This window comes from Mesorhizobium kowhaii (assembly GCF_003253745.1).
GTDB lineage: Bacteria > Pseudomonadota > Alphaproteobacteria > Rhizobiales > Rhizobiaceae > Mesorhizobium > Mesorhizobium kowhaii.
On the sequence record NZ_MZXV01000062.1, the window covers coordinates 402060 to 415300 of the forward strand.

Below are 13241 nucleotides of genomic sequence, written 5' to 3' on the forward strand. Positions count from 1 at the left end.
TGGCGCCGTTTTTGATTTAGGCACTTCGAAGCTGCTTGTCTTCTAGCGCCTGGATTTCGCTTAGTTCTTGGCCTTGTCGACCAGCTTGTTCTTCGAGATCCACGGCATCATCGCGCGCAGCTTGGCACCGACTTCCTCGATCTGGTGGCTGTCATTGTTGCGGCGGATGCCCTTGAAGCGCGACATGCCGGCGCGGTATTCCTGCATCCATTCCGAGGTGAATTTTCCGGTCTGGATGTCCTTCAGCACGCGCTTCATCTCGGCTTTGGTCTCGGCGGTGATGATGCGCGGACCCGAGACATACTCGCCCCATTCGGCGGTGTTCGAGATCGAGTAGTTCATGTTGGCGATGCCGCCCTCGTAGATCAGGTCGACGATCAGCTTGACCTCGTGCAGGCACTCGAAATAGGCCATCTCAGGCGCGTAGCCGGCTTCCACCAGCGTCTCGAAGCCGGCGCGGATCAGTTCGACCAGACCGCCGCACAGCACGACCTGCTCGCCGAACAGGTCGGTCTCGCATTCTTCGCGGAAATTGGTCTCGATGATGCCCGAACGGCCGCCGCCGACGCCACAGGCGTAGGACAGCGCCAGGTCGAGCGCGTTGCCCGAGGCATCCTGGTTGACCGCGACCAGGCACGGCACGCCGCCGCCCTTCTGGTATTCGCCGCGCACCGTGTGGCCGGGGCCCTTCGGCGCGATCATGACGACATCGACCGAAGCCTTCGGCTCGATCAGGCCGAAATGAACGTTGAGGCCGTGCGCGAAGGCAATTGCTGCGCCGTCGCGGATGTTCGGCGCGATCTCGTTCCTGTAGATGTCGGCCTGCAGCTCGTCAGGCGTCGCCATCATCATCAGGTCGGCCCATTTGGCGGCGTCCGCCACGCTCATCACCTTGAGCCCATCGGCCTCGACCTTCTTGGCGGTCGCCGAGCCGGTTTTCAGGCCGATGGCGATGTCCTTGACGCCCGAATCCTTGAGGTTGAGCGCATGCGCCCTGCCCTGGCTGCCATAACCGATGATGGCGACCTTCTTGCCCTTGATCAGGTTGAGATCGGCATCGCGATCGTAATAGACACGCATTTTGTCTTCCTTCCCGTTTTATGAATCAGAGGCCCTGCGGCCGGTTGTTGCTCTTAAAAAGAGCGAGAAACTGCTGCGTCGCCCGCGCGGCATCGCCGCCGATCGCCGCCTCAGTCAATTCCAGCCGGTCGCCGAGCAGCAGACGGATCTGCACATCGCGGGCGACCAGCCCGAAAAAGGTGCGGAACGCCGTCTCGGCGTCCGAAAAATCGAGCAGTCCGGCCTGTCGTCCGGCCTCAAGCACCGGCTTCAGCCGCGTGGCCAGCGCAAAGCGGCCATTCTCCAGCACGACGGCGCCAAGGTTATCCTTGCCCGAACCAGCATGACTGACCGCCACCCGGTTGAGCGCGATCGAGGTGTCGCTGGAGATCACCTTCAGCCAGTCGGAAGCGAAGCGTTCGAGGCTTGTGGTCAGCGAGGCAAGATCGAGCCCCTTGCCATCGACCTGCGCCACCCGCACCTTGGACGCCTGCCACTGCACCGTTGCCGTCAGCAGCCCGTCACGGTCGCCGAACCATTTGTAGAGCGTTTCCTTGGAACAGCTGGCCCGGCGCGCCACGGCGGTCATGGTCAGCTGATCGCCCTCCTCGACCAGCAGCCGCAACGCAGCGTCGAGCACGGCTTTCTGCCGCTCCGTCAGCGCTTCGCTGGTGTCGATCTCGGGCACGATGTGCAACACGCTCTTCTCTCGGCAGGCAAGGCCGTTCTCGCCAGGCAAGGCCAGCCGGGCATTCCAGCGAGCCGTACCGTACGTTACGGTTCGCCACCTCTATGGCGTATTGTTCTGAGCCTTGCAAGTCCTATTTCTACTGTCGGCGTCGGCGCCGCACGGCTTGCGCGGGGAAAGAAAATGCTGATCGGATTGCTTGCCTTGATGGTCGCCGCCGCATTCTCTGGCGCCGCGATTTACGTCAGTGTCGCCGAGCAACCGGCGCGGCTTGGTCTCGACGACAAGGCTCTGCTGCAGGAATGGCAGCCTTCCTACAAGCGCGGCGCCGCCATGCAGGCGTCGATTGCCATTGTCGCCTGCGTTCTCGGTCTCATTGCCTGGTGGCAGACTGGCGGTTTCGCCTTTCTGGTTGGCGCGGTGCTGATCATCCTGCCCTGGCCGTGGACGCTGATCGCGATGATGCCGACCAACAGGGTGCTGGAGGCGATGGATGCAGGCGCCGGCAATCGGCAAGCCAGGTCCCTGATCGTCAAATGGGGCAATCTGCACCTGGTTCGCGCCCTTGGCGTGCTGGCGACACTGGCCTTTCTCTGGGGTAGCCATCTGGGCTGACATTCAGCCTGACCGGCGTTACTTCACCAGTCCACAACGGGCGGATGGCGCAATCGGCCAAGCAGTGCCGACACCATGGTCAGCTCATCCGCAGAGAGTTTGGCATCGACCAGTTCCGTGATCGACCGTCCGTAGACGGCCCACATCTGGCGGCGCATCTCCCGTCCCTTGGCCGAAATGCGGATGGTCTGGCCGCGGCCGTCATCGGCCACCGGCAGTTTCTCGATCAGCCCGTCAGCCTCGAGCCGCGCCAGCAGCCGCGAGATGTTGTATTGCGCAAACAAGGTGCGCTCGATCAGTTGGAACGGCCGCAGCCCGCCCTCACCCGCCTCGGCGAGCTCGTGCAGCACATCGTACCAGGCAAGCGGCGGCAGACTGCTCTCCTTCAGCGCGTCTTCAGCACTTTCCATCAGCTGGCGCGAAACGCGCATCAGGCGGGCCCAGGCTTTGATGGCTTCGGGCGAAGGCGTGGCTTTCTTCGTCATGGCCGCAGCATAGGCAATAGATGCAATTGCATCAAGCTTGACGATCAATGCACCCGCATCTACATAGATGCAATTGCATTAACCATGGAAAGCGAATCCCATGAAACACGAAATCTGCAAGATCGCCGACATTCCGCAGACGGGCAGCCTGATCGCGCCGTTCTTCGGCCGTGAGGTCCATGTCTACCGCTGCGGCGAGCGTATCCGCGCCGCCGCCAATGTCTGTCTGCACTTTGGCGGGCCGCTCGACTGCAAGGACGGCAGGCTGGTCTGCCAATGGCACGGCGCCGCCTTCGACATGGCATCGGGCGATCGCCTCGACGGTCCCGCGCCCAAGAATTCCCGCCTGATGTTCCTGTCGACGCGCGTCGAGAACGGCGCGTTGAACTACGTCTGGGGAGAGTGAGATGACCGACAAGCTCGTTCTCGTCAGCCATCCTCTCTGCCCCTATGTGCAGCGCGCCGCGATCTCACTGACCGAGAAGGGCGTGCCGTTCGAACGCGTCGACATCGACCTTGCCGACAAGCCGGGCTGGTTCAAGGCGATCTCGCCGCTCGGCAAGGTGCCGCTGCTGCGCGTGCAGCGACATGGCGAGGAAACGGTGATCTTCGAATCCGCTGTCATTCTCGAATTCCTCGAAGAGACACAAGCCAATCCCCTCCACCCCGCCGACCCTTATGCCCGCGCCCGGCATCGTGCCTGGATCGAATTCGGCTCGGCCATCCTCAACGCCATAGGCCGGTTCTATTCGGCGTCCACCGAAGCCGGGTTCCTTGCCGAATCCAGCGCACTGTCGGCGATGTTCGATCGTCTTGAGGCCGAGCTGGCGGACACCGAACGGAACGGACCGTGGTTCGCCGGCGAGCGCTTCTCGCTCGTCGACGCCGTCCATGGCCCTGTTTTCAAATATCTCGACGCCTTCGATCAGATCGACGATTTCGGCATTCTGGACGCCAAGCCGTTCGTCCGGGCCTGGCGTCAGGCGCTGAGGCAACGCCCGTCGATCAGGCAAGCCGTGGCGCCGGACTACCCGCAGCGCCTGCATGCCTTCCTGCAGGCGAAGGGGTCGCATCTTTCGACAATTATCCGCCGAAACGATCCGGCCAGCGCGTTTCGACCAGCCCGATCCGCCTGAACGGATCGATCACGGTGCCGGCCACATCCATGAGAGGACTCGTCGCATTTGAAAAATCATGAGACTAAAACGTTTATCAGTTTCGCTCTATGAAGATGATCTTTGATCCGAGCGAAGCCGGAACCATCAATGGGAACATCTCTCGACACGGATGACGTTGTCCTCATTCCAGGGATACCGACGTTTCGAAAATCCATTGTTCCGCCATTGTCCGTTCGGCTTCCGATAACGGCCCGCTGCCGTCGTGGCATGTATGTCTTGATGGGGCTTTTCTGGTCATTCTGCGCCTTTTTAATGCTGGTGGCCGGGCTCACCTTCTTTCTCGGGGACCCCGAGAACAGCCGCACTCTCTTTGAGAAGGTGGCACTGGCCATGATCCTATTGTTCGCGTTCTACTGGGCACCGTTTCTATCTGTCGCAGCAGCATTTTCCTTCCAGGATGCGAGTCTTCACAAACCCGCGTTGATAATCGACAGGGATGGCTTGCTGGATAACCGCTCGGGCCTATCGGTCAGATGGGCTGATGTTTTGAGCGCTAAACCAATAATGAGCAGGAGTGGCTTTTGGGGAGTGTCTTTGCAGATGCGGGAGTCTGCTCTCCTGCCCAGATCCTTTCGGCTTGGATACCCATTGTTGCGACGACGCAAAGTCGGCGAAGCTCAGATACAGTGCAATTTGCTAAGCGCGCCGTCGCACGAGATCGTAAACACGATACTGACACTCGTGCACAAAAACGGTGGTCAGCTCTTGCCTACACATCCTGTATTTTGGAGTTCAGTTCCGCCAGTTGTGCCTCAGCAATAGCCTTGCGCAGCGGCTAGGGCCAACTAGGGGCTTGTGATCTGCACGTCGCGGTCACCCATCCAAGGCCACCGCGCCTCGGCCAGCCCGATCCGCTTGAACGGATCGATTACCGTGCCGGCCACCATCGCGGCCAGAAGCTGCGGCGCCGGCGGGATTTTTGCCACCGTCGCCACCAGCCTGTCGCGGATGAAGGGCAGCGCCACGGAATCCGACTGGTAGAACGGCGTGAACGCCAGCGACAGCGCCTGAAAGACCCGCACATGCCAGCGCCGCGCCTTGGCATAGGTTTCAAGTGCCACCTCGACGTTTGGCGTCCGCGCCAGCGCATGGCTGAGCGCCGCCGCGTCGAGCAGCGCCATGTTCGCCCCTTGCCCGAGCTGTGGGCTGGTGGAGTGTGCAGCATCGCCGATGACGGCCAGTTGTCGGCCGGCCGGCCACTTCATCGTGTGGTGGCCGTAGCGCGCCAGCGAAAGCTGGTCGAAATCCTCGATCTGGCTGGTGTACGCCTCGCTCTCGGGCCACAGCCGAACCACCTTCTCCTTCCAGGCGTCGAGGCCCCGGGCACGCGCCTCATCGGCGTCCGCCGGCTTGAGGCTCCAGAAGAAGGCCGCCATCTTTTCAGCACCCGGCTCCGGCCGGCCGATCGGCAGCACGCCGATCATCACGCTGGCCTTGTCGTAGCGTTGCAGCAGTGCGTGTTCGTCGAAACCTTCACCGCGCCAGCCAAGCGATGCCCAGAACGCACCATAGGTGAGTGGGCGTGGCGCGCCTGCATTGCCAGTGCACTGCCGCAGTTTCGAGCGTGAGCCGCTGGCGTCCACGACCAGATCGAACGGCCCTGCCCTTCGCCCGTTGCCACAGACCAGCGTTGCCCGTTCGCCTGTCTCCAGAGTCTCGATCTCGACACCTGTCTCGATGGCGATCGACTCGCGCAGCACAGCGCGAAAGACCACGCCGAACAGAGCCGCCCGGTGCACCGCAAGCCCGAAGCGGCCGCCGCGCTGGGCATCATAGCGGACATCGAGCACGGTGCGGCCGGTCGTGGCATCGGCGCCATGCAGGCGGTCGATGCGGCTGCCCAGTGCCAGCATGTCGTCGAGCAGGCCAAGATCGGCAAGCACCGTCAGCCCGGTCGGCTGTAGGATCAGCCCGGAACCGACCGGCTTCGGCTCCTCGAAGCGCTCGAACACGGTGACCCTATGCCCGGCGTGCTTGAGGTAGAGCGCCATGGCGAGCCCCGCCGGGCCGGCCCCGGCAATCGCGATATCGTAGGAAATGCCGATGCCCCCAAAGCCGAACTGGCCGGACAATCCTTCAGCGGGCGGACTAAATCAAGCCGCAGTTGTCCGGCTCACCCTTGGGCGGCATCAAAACCGGCGCGCGCGTCGCGCACCGCGTCATGGTTGAGCTCGGCCCACAGGATCAGCTGATGCAAGGCGCCGAACATCGATCGTCCGAGGTCGGTCAGGCTGTACTCGACGCTCGGCGGCTTGGTCGGGAACACTTCGCGATGCACATAGCCGTCGCGCTGCAGATCGTAGAGCGTCTGGGTCAGCATACGCTGTGAAATGTCGGGCACCAGCCGCCGCAATTCGCCGAAGCGATACGGCTGCTCGGCCAGGGCTCCCATCAACAGCGAACTCCATTTGCCGCTGAGACCCTGGATCACGTCGCGGACCGGGCAATCGGCGATGTTGCCGCCATCGCTCATGGATTTGTATATCTCGAGCTTGGATCTCAGATTGACGATCGTGCTGTCCACGGCTGGTTCCCTGGCTGTGCCTACCTCCCGAAAAACTGCCTTCTTTACGGCCACGGGTCAATTCCTATTTTAGTGCTGGTCTCTTTTTGAGACCACCTATGCCCTCTCCTCTGACCCTTGCCAGGATCACCCCATGAGCAAAACTCTTCTCGTCACCGGCGCTTCCGGCCAACTCGGCCGCGGCGTCATCAACCACCTGCTGGACACGTTCAAGGTTCCGGCGCCGCAGATCATCGCCGCCACCCGCACGCCGGCCAACCTTGCCGACTTGGCAGCGCGCGGCGTTGTCGTCAGGGCCGCCGACTTCAACGATAGGACGTCGCTGGAGAACGCGTTCCAGGGCGTAGACAGAGTGCTGATCATCTCGACCAGCGAAATGGACCTGAAGGACGGTCGGCGCCTGAAACAGCATGAGACGGCGGTGGCCGCAGCGAAGAAGGCCGCCGTCGGCCATCTTCTCTATACCTCGATGCCCAACCCCGAGCCGGTTTCGCCGATGCTGTTTGCCAATGATCATTACGGCACCGAGCAGGCGATCAAGGCAAGTGGCATCGCCTACACCATTTTCCGCAATGGCTGGTACCAAGAGAACCTGTTCATGCCACTGCCGCAGGCCATCGCCTCTGGACACTGGTACACGTCCGCCGGCGAAGGCCGCATCGCCCATGGTGCGCGCGATGACATGGCGGCGGCGATCGCCGGCGGCCTCGCTGCTGTTTCGAACGAAAGCATGACCTACACGTTGACCGGCCCGCATGCCTACACCACGGCCGAGGTTGCCGCCCTGGTAAGCGAGGTCACCGGCAAGCCGCTCGATGTCGTGCAGGTTTCAGATGAAGCCCTGACCGAAGGGGTGAAGGCGGCCGGCATTCCTGAAGACTTCGCCCGCATCATCGTGTCCTTCGACGCCAACACGCGCGCCGGCCGCATCGCCATGGTGACGGACGCGGTCGAGACGCTTTCCGGCCGAAAGTCAAAAACGCTGAGGCAGTTCCTGGAGATCAACAAGGCCGCTCTGGCTGGTTGAAATCCGTGCGGCGGGAAGTCGTATCTCGATTTTCCGCCGCGCTACTTCGCCTTCTTGAGCAGCCCAAGCCGGATCAGGCTTTCGCCCGTCGCAACCAGCGCGTCTTCGCGTGATCGCGGTGCCCAGCCGAGCAGGCGCACGGCCTTCGCTTTGGTCGCATTCTTGACCTTGCCCAGTTCCGGCACGAGCTGTGCGGCTTCCGGGTTGAACAGGCCCACGATCCGCACCAGCCAATCGGGAAGCTCCCGCGTCGAGACGCGCGCCCCGGCATCACCAAGCCGCATTTTCAAAGTCTGCGCGATCTCCCGCACGGTCATGAAATCGCCGGCAACCGCCAGAAATCGCTTCCCCCTGGCGGCAGGATTGGTCATGGCGCGCACATGCAGGTCCGCCACGTCACGCGCGTCGACGACGCCAAACGACAGGCGCGGCAGCCCCGGCATGGCACCGTTCAACATGCGCTGGACAAATTCGGTGGAGGTCGAATGGTCGGACCCAAGAACCGGTCCGAAGATGCCGACCGGATTGACGACCGCAAGTTCCAGTGCGCCACCCTCCGCGGCAATAAAATCCCAGGCGGCACGCTCCGCCAGGGTCTTCGACTTCACATAGGCGCTGACCTTGGCCGTCGGATCGGTCCAGTTCTCCTCGGTGAACGGCCGGCCGTCGGGCGGCGGCTTGCCATAGCCGATTGCCGCAAAGGACGAGGTCAGCACGACGCGTTTGACGCGCGCATCGCGGGCCGCGCGCAGCACCCTGAGCGCGCCTTCGCGGGCCGGAACGATCAGGTCGTCCTCATGTTTCGGCACGCCGGGCGGAAATGGCGAGGCGACATGAAGCACATAGTCGCAACCGGCGACCGCATCCGGCCAGCCCGCATCGGCCATCAGATCGGCGACGGCGAACGAGAGTGCGGCGCCCGGCTCGGCGCCGCCGGCCTTGAGCATGGCGAGCACATCGGCTTCACGCTTGGCTGAGCGCACGGTCGTGCGCACGCGGTAGCCGGCCTTCAGCAGTTCGAGAATACAATGCGCGCCGAGGAAGCCGGAGCCGCCGGTAACAAGCACCAATTCGCCGCTCATTCCCGCCTCCTCAGCCATTCATCGGCAAGAGACCGTCAGATCGCCACCTGCGTACCGATCTCTACCACACGGCCGGTCGGGATCTGGAAATATTCGGTCGCATCGGCCGCCGTGCGCGCCAGGCCGATGAACAACCGGTCCTGCCACACCGGCATGCCGGAATTGGGCGAAGCCTTGAGCGAACGTCGCGACAGGAAGAACGAGGTCGTCATGATGTCGAACTTCCAGCCCTGCTTGCGGCAGATCGCCAGCGCGCGCGGGATGTTGGGCTGCTCCATATAGCCGAAGGTCAGCGTCACCCGCATGAACAGTTCGTTGACCGTCTCCATCTTGACCCGGTCGCTGTCGGGCACCACCGGCTGCGGCGCCGTCACCACGGAAAGGATGACATTCTGCTCATGCAGCACCTTGTAGTGCTTCAGGCTGTGCATCAGCGCGGTTGGCGCGCTCAAGGGATCGCTGGTCAGGAACACCGCGGTGCCGGACACCAGCTGTGGCTTTTTCTTCAACAAATTGCCGGCGAGGAAATCGAGCGGGATCTCGTTGCGGCGGGTCTTGTCGAACAGATAGCGGCTGCCGCGCACCCAGGTCCACATGGCCAACACGATGGTGAAGGCCACGGCCAGCGATGCCCAGCCGCCCTCGAACACCTTGACGATGTTGGAGGCAAAGAAGCCGACGTCGATAAAGGCAAACAGCGCCGTCAGCGAGACTGCCAGCCACAGCTGCCATTTCCAGATGCGCGTCATGACGACATAGAGCAGCACCGTGGTCACCAGCATGTTGCCAGTCACCGAAATACCATAGGCCGACGCCAGCCTGCTGGACTCGCCGAAGCCGACGACCAGCAGCATCACCGCCAGCGCCAGCAAGAGGTTGACGCGCGGCATGTAGATCTGGCCGGACTGTTTTTCCGAGGTGTGCAGGATTTCCAGGCGCGGCAGCATGTTGAGCTGCACCGCCTGCCTGGTCAGCGAGAAGGCGCCGGAAATCACCGCCTGGCTGGCGATGACCGTTGCGGCGGTCGCCAGCACGACCATCGGGATCAGCGTCCAGCCCTCGTTCATCTCGAAGAACGGATGGCCGACGATGCCGTTCTTTGCCAGCACGAAGGCGCCCTGTCCGGCATAGTTGAGCAGCAGGCAAGGAAACACGATTGCCAGCCAGGCGAGCACGATCGGCTTGCGGCCGAAATGACCGAGATCGGCATAGAGCGCTTCCGCGCCGGTGACGGCGAGGAAGATGGCGCCGATGGTGACGAAAGCGACGTCGGGCGAATTGATGAGAAAGGCGACGATGTAGTGCGGGCTGATCGCCCACAGGATTTCCGGATCGGCGATGATGTGGTTGAGACCGGAAAGGCCGATGGCCAGGAACCATACTGCGGTCACCGGACCGAACACCAATCCCACCCCGCCCGTGCCAAAGCGCTGCACCGCGAACACCATGGCAAGGATGACCAGCGTCAGCGGCACGACATAGGGCTGGAAGGTGGGGGTGACGACATTCATACCCTCGACCGCCGACAGCACCGAAATCGCCGGCGTGATGACGGCGTCACCGAAGAAAAGCGATGCCCCAACGATGCCGATGCCAAGCACCAGCGCCGAGCGCTTGGGGAAACTGCCGCGCGCCAGCGCCATCAGCGACAGCACGCCGCCCTCGCCGCGGTTGTCGGCACGCAGCACGAACATGATGTATTTGATGGTGACGATGATCGTCAGCGACCAGATGATCAGCGACAGAACGCCGAGAATATCGCCGCGCTGGGCGACATTGCCGCCCGATGACGCCACCAGCGCTTCGCGAAAGGCGTAGATCGGGCTGGTGCCGATATCCCCATAGACAACACCGAGCGCGCCCAACATCAGAACCTTGGTGCTGTGCTGTTCGACTTCTGGATGGCTCGATTGTTCGACGGGTTCTGCCTCACTACCAGCATTGGCAAGGGCCATGGGCGACACTCCGATAAGCGCGCGGTGCTCTACGCTTGCTGCGATGCAATATCAAGTGCCGTCGCGTGATGGCTGCCTTGCTTGCCCTGCGAGGCTGCCATCGCTACCACCCGCAAGCCCTAAGAAATCGTCCCACCGTCCCGGCCATGCCATACTCCAACGCGTCGGCTGTCAACCCATGTCCGATCGACACTTCGGCCAATGCGGGAATGCGCTTTGCCAGTGCCGGCAGGTTGCTGACCACCAGATCATGCCCGGCATTGACCTGCAGGCCGGCGGCAAGCGCGGCGTCGGCGGTTTTTCCCAGTCTTTCCAGCTCCTTGGCCGCTCTGGCGGGATCGGAATGATAACTGCCATACGGGCCCGTATAGAGCTCTATGCGGTCGGCGCCGGTGTCACGCGCGGCCGTCACGCAATCGGGGTCCGGGTCCGAAAACAGCGACACGCGGAAGCCCCCCTTCTTCAGACGCTTGACGATCGGTGTCAGGAACGCTGCCTCGGCGGCAAAGTTCCAGCCGTGGTCTGACGTCGCCTGCGCCGGATCGTCCGGCACCAGCGTCACCTGTTCGGGCTGATGCTTTTCCACAAGCACCAGGAAATCCTCGGTCGGATAGCCCTCGATGTTGAATTCCGCGCGCGGAAACTCGTCGTCGATCAGGGACCGGATCTCAGGCAGATCGGAGTGTCTTGTGTGCCGCTCGTCGGGGCGCGGATGCACCGTCAGCCCATGCGCCCCGGCTGCGAGCGCAATGCGGCCAATGCCGGTCACGCTCGGCCACGGCAGGTCACGCCGGTTGCGCAGCATGGCCACGGCATTGAGATTGACGGAGAGTTTTGCAGGCATGGAGGCGGCCTCGGAAATCATTCGACGCGCCACCTATAATGCCTTTGGCGGGAACAGACAGGGGGTTTCGGGTGTTCCAGGCCTGATGAATTGAGTCCGGGAAAGGAAGCGCCATGAATTTTCTCGACACCGTACCGGCTATCCGTCGTATCGAGACCAGCCGTGACGACCTTCTCGCCATCGATGTCGTCGGGCACGTCTCCGCGGCCGATGGCGAAAACCTTTTCGGGTTGATGGAGGCAGCCTATGCCCTTCATCCTCGCATCGACGTGCTGGTGCGCCTTGTCGACCACGATGGCGTCGACTGGGCCAATATTGCGCAAGAAACCCTGAAACAGGGCACCGCCCATGCAATGGAACATGTCGGCCGTTGCGCGGCGATCGGCGAGCCGAACTGGATAGCGGACGCGCGACACCTCCTGCGGGCTTCGCTGTCAATCGAATTCAGGCATTTCGAGACCGAGGACGAAGCCTCGGCCTGGCAATGGCTTGGAGCCCGGCCGACCGAAAAGCAACAGGGTCGTGGTTGAAACACGACAGCCACGCAAGGGCGATGCTTGCTACCTGACGATCGTCAGCCGCTCGGCCGCGCGCGTGATGGCGGTGTAGAGCCACCGCTGGCGGGTTTCCTTGAAGGCCCAGCTTTCATCGAACAGCACGATCTCGTTCCATTGCGAGCCCTGTGCCTTGTGCACGGTCAGCGCGTAACCATAATCGAAATCGTCGAAGCGCTTCTTCTGCTGCCAGGGGATGTCGGCATCCGGATCCTCGAAGGCCGCCTTGAGCAGCTTGATCTTGGCAACGCCGCGATCCGGATCGTCCTCTTCCGGCGACACCAAAAGGTTGATGCCGGGCTTCACCGTCTCGCGCGACGAGGTCATCACCTTCCACAGCGAGCCGTTGAGCAGGCCCTTTGCCGGATCGTTGCGCAGGCAGACCAGCTTGTCGCCGGCCTGCGGATAGTCGGCATTGAAGCCTTTGAGCTCGCGCAGCCGCTGATTGTAGCGCCGCCGCGTGCGGTTGGTGCCGACCAGCACCTGGTCGGCCTTCAGCACCAGTTCCTGGGTGACGTCTTCCTTGCCGATCACCTGCGCCGTGCCGTAATCGCCGCGCATGAATTCGCGGCCCTCGCGCACATCGAGCGCCAGCCGCAGGATCGGATTGTCGCGCGCCTGGCGGTGGATTTCGGTAAGCAGGAAATCCGGCTCGTGGTCGGTGAAGAAGCCGCCGCCCGAAATCGGCGGCAGCTGGCCGGGGTCGCCGAGCACCAGGATCGGCGTGCCGAAACTCATCAGGTCGCGGCCAAGCTGCTCGTCGACCATTGAACATTCGTCGATGACGACCAGTTTGGCCCGCGAGATCGGGCTCTGCCGGTTGAGCGAAAAGGTCGGCGACATCGAGGTCTTGCCCGTGATCTCGTCCGATACCGATTCCTCGCCCTTCGGCCGATAGATCAGCGAATGGATGGTGCGGGCATTGACCGCGCCCTTGGAGCGCAGCACCTGCGCGGCCTTGCCGGTAAAGGCGGCGAACTGCACCTGGCCGTCGACATGTTCGGCGAAATAGCGCGCCAGCGTCGTCTTGCCGGTGCCGGCATAGCCGAACAGCCGGAACAGCTGCGGCTTTCCAGTCTTCAGCCAGCGGGCAACCGCTTGCAGCGCCTCGTCCTGTTGGGGAGAGAATTCCATCAGCGCGAGAGACCGGATTCGCAAGGGAAAGACAAGATAGCTGCCACCACCATCGACGCGTCGGGGCGCTTCAGTGCCGCCGACGGGTCAGGCTAT

General features: G+C 62.7%; 14 protein-coding genes. 5 read left to right on the forward strand and 9 right to left on the reverse strand.

The window, feature by feature from the left end; translation table 11 throughout:
* Positions 1-60: 60 nt before the first annotated feature.
* Positions 61-1080 (reverse strand): ketol-acid reductoisomerase, encoded by a 1020-nt coding sequence (gene ilvC, locus B5V02_RS29955; RefSeq protein WP_111547589.1) that lies wholly within the window; start codon positions 1078-1080, stop codon positions 61-63.
* 25 nt (positions 1081-1105) lie between these two features.
* On the reverse strand, positions 1106-1759 hold the full coding sequence (locus tag B5V02_RS29960; RefSeq protein ID WP_111547590.1) for a TetR/AcrR family transcriptional regulator: 654 nt from the start codon (positions 1757-1759) through the stop codon (positions 1106-1108).
* Positions 1760-1930: 171 nt separating this feature from the next.
* Here B5V02_RS29960 and B5V02_RS29965 point away from each other — a divergent pair, with 171 nt between their 5' ends.
* Positions 1931-2362 (forward strand): anthrone oxygenase family protein, encoded by a 432-nt coding sequence (locus B5V02_RS29965; RefSeq protein ID WP_111547591.1) that lies wholly within the window; start codon positions 1931-1933, stop codon positions 2360-2362.
* A gap of 23 nt (positions 2363-2385) precedes the next feature.
* Here the strand turns inward: B5V02_RS29965 and B5V02_RS29970 are convergent, their stop codons facing one another.
* On the reverse strand, positions 2386-2847 hold the full coding sequence (locus B5V02_RS29970; protein ID WP_111547677.1) for a MarR family winged helix-turn-helix transcriptional regulator: 462 nt from the start codon (positions 2845-2847) through the stop codon (positions 2386-2388).
* 100 nt (positions 2848-2947) lie between these two features.
* Between B5V02_RS29970 and B5V02_RS29975 the strand changes: the two genes are divergently transcribed.
* Positions 2948-3253 (forward strand): Rieske (2Fe-2S) protein, encoded by a 306-nt coding sequence (locus B5V02_RS29975; protein ID WP_111547592.1) that lies wholly within the window; start codon positions 2948-2950, stop codon positions 3251-3253.
* Position 3254: 1 nt separating this feature from the next.
* Positions 3255-3983 (forward strand): glutathione S-transferase family protein, encoded by a 729-nt coding sequence (locus tag B5V02_RS29980; RefSeq protein ID WP_111547593.1) that lies wholly within the window; start codon positions 3255-3257, stop codon positions 3981-3983.
* Positions 3984-4810: 827 nt separating this feature from the next.
* On the opposite strand, the gene B5V02_RS29990 is transcribed toward B5V02_RS29980, so the two are convergent.
* Entirely contained in the window at positions 4811-6016 is a 1206-nt protein-coding gene (locus tag B5V02_RS29990) for an FAD-dependent oxidoreductase (protein WP_245446278.1), read from the reverse strand.
* A 122-nt stretch (positions 6017-6138) separates the two neighbouring features.
* A complete protein-coding gene (locus tag B5V02_RS29995) occupies positions 6139-6549 on the reverse strand; it encodes a winged helix-turn-helix transcriptional regulator (RefSeq protein WP_111547595.1) in 411 nt (136 codons plus the stop codon).
* Positions 6550-6682: 133 nt separating this feature from the next.
* Here B5V02_RS29995 and B5V02_RS30000 point away from each other — a divergent pair, with 133 nt between their 5' ends.
* Positions 6683-7576, forward strand: coding sequence for an SDR family oxidoreductase (locus tag B5V02_RS30000; protein ID WP_111547596.1), 894 nt, complete (start codon positions 6683-6685; stop codon positions 7574-7576).
* A 41-nt stretch (positions 7577-7617) separates the two neighbouring features.
* On the opposite strand, the gene B5V02_RS30005 is transcribed toward B5V02_RS30000, so the two are convergent.
* From B5V02_RS30005 to B5V02_RS30015, 3 genes are all read right to left on the reverse strand, one after another.
* The gene (locus B5V02_RS30005) at positions 7618-8658 is read right to left on the reverse strand and encodes an SDR family oxidoreductase (RefSeq protein ID WP_111547597.1); all 1041 of its coding nucleotides are present in this window, start codon (positions 8656-8658) and stop codon (positions 7618-7620) included.
* A 35-nt stretch (positions 8659-8693) separates the two neighbouring features.
* The gene (locus tag B5V02_RS30010; RefSeq protein WP_111547598.1) at positions 8694-10613 is read right to left on the reverse strand and encodes a potassium transporter Kup; all 1920 of its coding nucleotides are present in this window, start codon (positions 10611-10613) and stop codon (positions 8694-8696) included.
* Positions 10614-10716: 103 nt separating this feature from the next.
* The gene (locus B5V02_RS30015; protein WP_111547679.1) at positions 10717-11457 is read right to left on the reverse strand and encodes a pyridoxine 5'-phosphate synthase; all 741 of its coding nucleotides are present in this window, start codon (positions 11455-11457) and stop codon (positions 10717-10719) included.
* 113 nt (positions 11458-11570) lie between these two features.
* Here B5V02_RS30015 and B5V02_RS30020 point away from each other — a divergent pair, with 113 nt between their 5' ends.
* Entirely contained in the window at positions 11571-11987 is a 417-nt protein-coding gene (locus B5V02_RS30020; protein ID WP_111547599.1) for a SpoIIAA family protein, read from the forward strand.
* A 30-nt stretch (positions 11988-12017) separates the two neighbouring features.
* Here B5V02_RS30020 and B5V02_RS30025 read toward each other — a convergent pair whose 3' ends face one another.
* Positions 12018-13145 (reverse strand): ATP-dependent DNA helicase, encoded by a 1128-nt coding sequence (locus B5V02_RS30025; RefSeq protein WP_111547600.1) that lies wholly within the window; start codon positions 13143-13145, stop codon positions 12018-12020.
* Positions 13146-13241: the final 96 nt, after the last annotated feature.

Coding starts and splice junctions, on each gene's coding strand:
- B5V02_RS30020 (WP_111547599.1), top strand. CDS start 11,571: ATGAATTTTCTCGACACCGTACCGGCTATCCGTCGTATCGAGACCAGC.
- B5V02_RS29980 (WP_111547593.1), top strand. CDS start 3,255: ATGACCGACAAGCTCGTTCTCGTCAGCCATCCTCTCTGCCCCTATGTG.
- B5V02_RS29990 (WP_245446278.1), bottom strand. CDS start 6,016: ATGGCGCTCTACCTCAAGCACGCCGGGCATAGGGTCACCGTGTTCGAG.
- B5V02_RS30010 (WP_111547598.1), bottom strand. CDS start 10,613: ATGGCCCTTGCCAATGCTGGTAGTGAGGCAGAACCCGTCGAACAATCG.
- B5V02_RS30005 (WP_111547597.1), bottom strand. CDS start 8,658: ATGAGCGGCGAATTGGTGCTTGTTACCGGCGGCTCCGGCTTCCTCGGC.
- B5V02_RS29970 (WP_111547677.1), bottom strand. CDS start 2,847: ATGACGAAGAAAGCCACGCCTTCGCCCGAAGCCATCAAAGCCTGGGCC.
- B5V02_RS29975 (WP_111547592.1), top strand. CDS start 2,948: ATGAAACACGAAATCTGCAAGATCGCCGACATTCCGCAGACGGGCAGC.
- B5V02_RS30025 (WP_111547600.1), bottom strand. CDS start 13,145: ATGGAATTCTCTCCCCAACAGGACGAGGCGCTGCAAGCGGTTGCCCGC.
- B5V02_RS30000 (WP_111547596.1), top strand. CDS start 6,683: ATGAGCAAAACTCTTCTCGTCACCGGCGCTTCCGGCCAACTCGGCCGC.
- B5V02_RS29965 (WP_111547591.1), top strand. CDS start 1,931: ATGCTGATCGGATTGCTTGCCTTGATGGTCGCCGCCGCATTCTCTGGC.
- B5V02_RS30015 (WP_111547679.1), bottom strand. CDS start 11,457: ATGCCTGCAAAACTCTCCGTCAATCTCAATGCCGTGGCCATGCTGCGC.
- ilvC (WP_111547589.1), bottom strand. CDS start 1,080: ATGCGTGTCTATTACGATCGCGATGCCGATCTCAACCTGATCAAGGGC.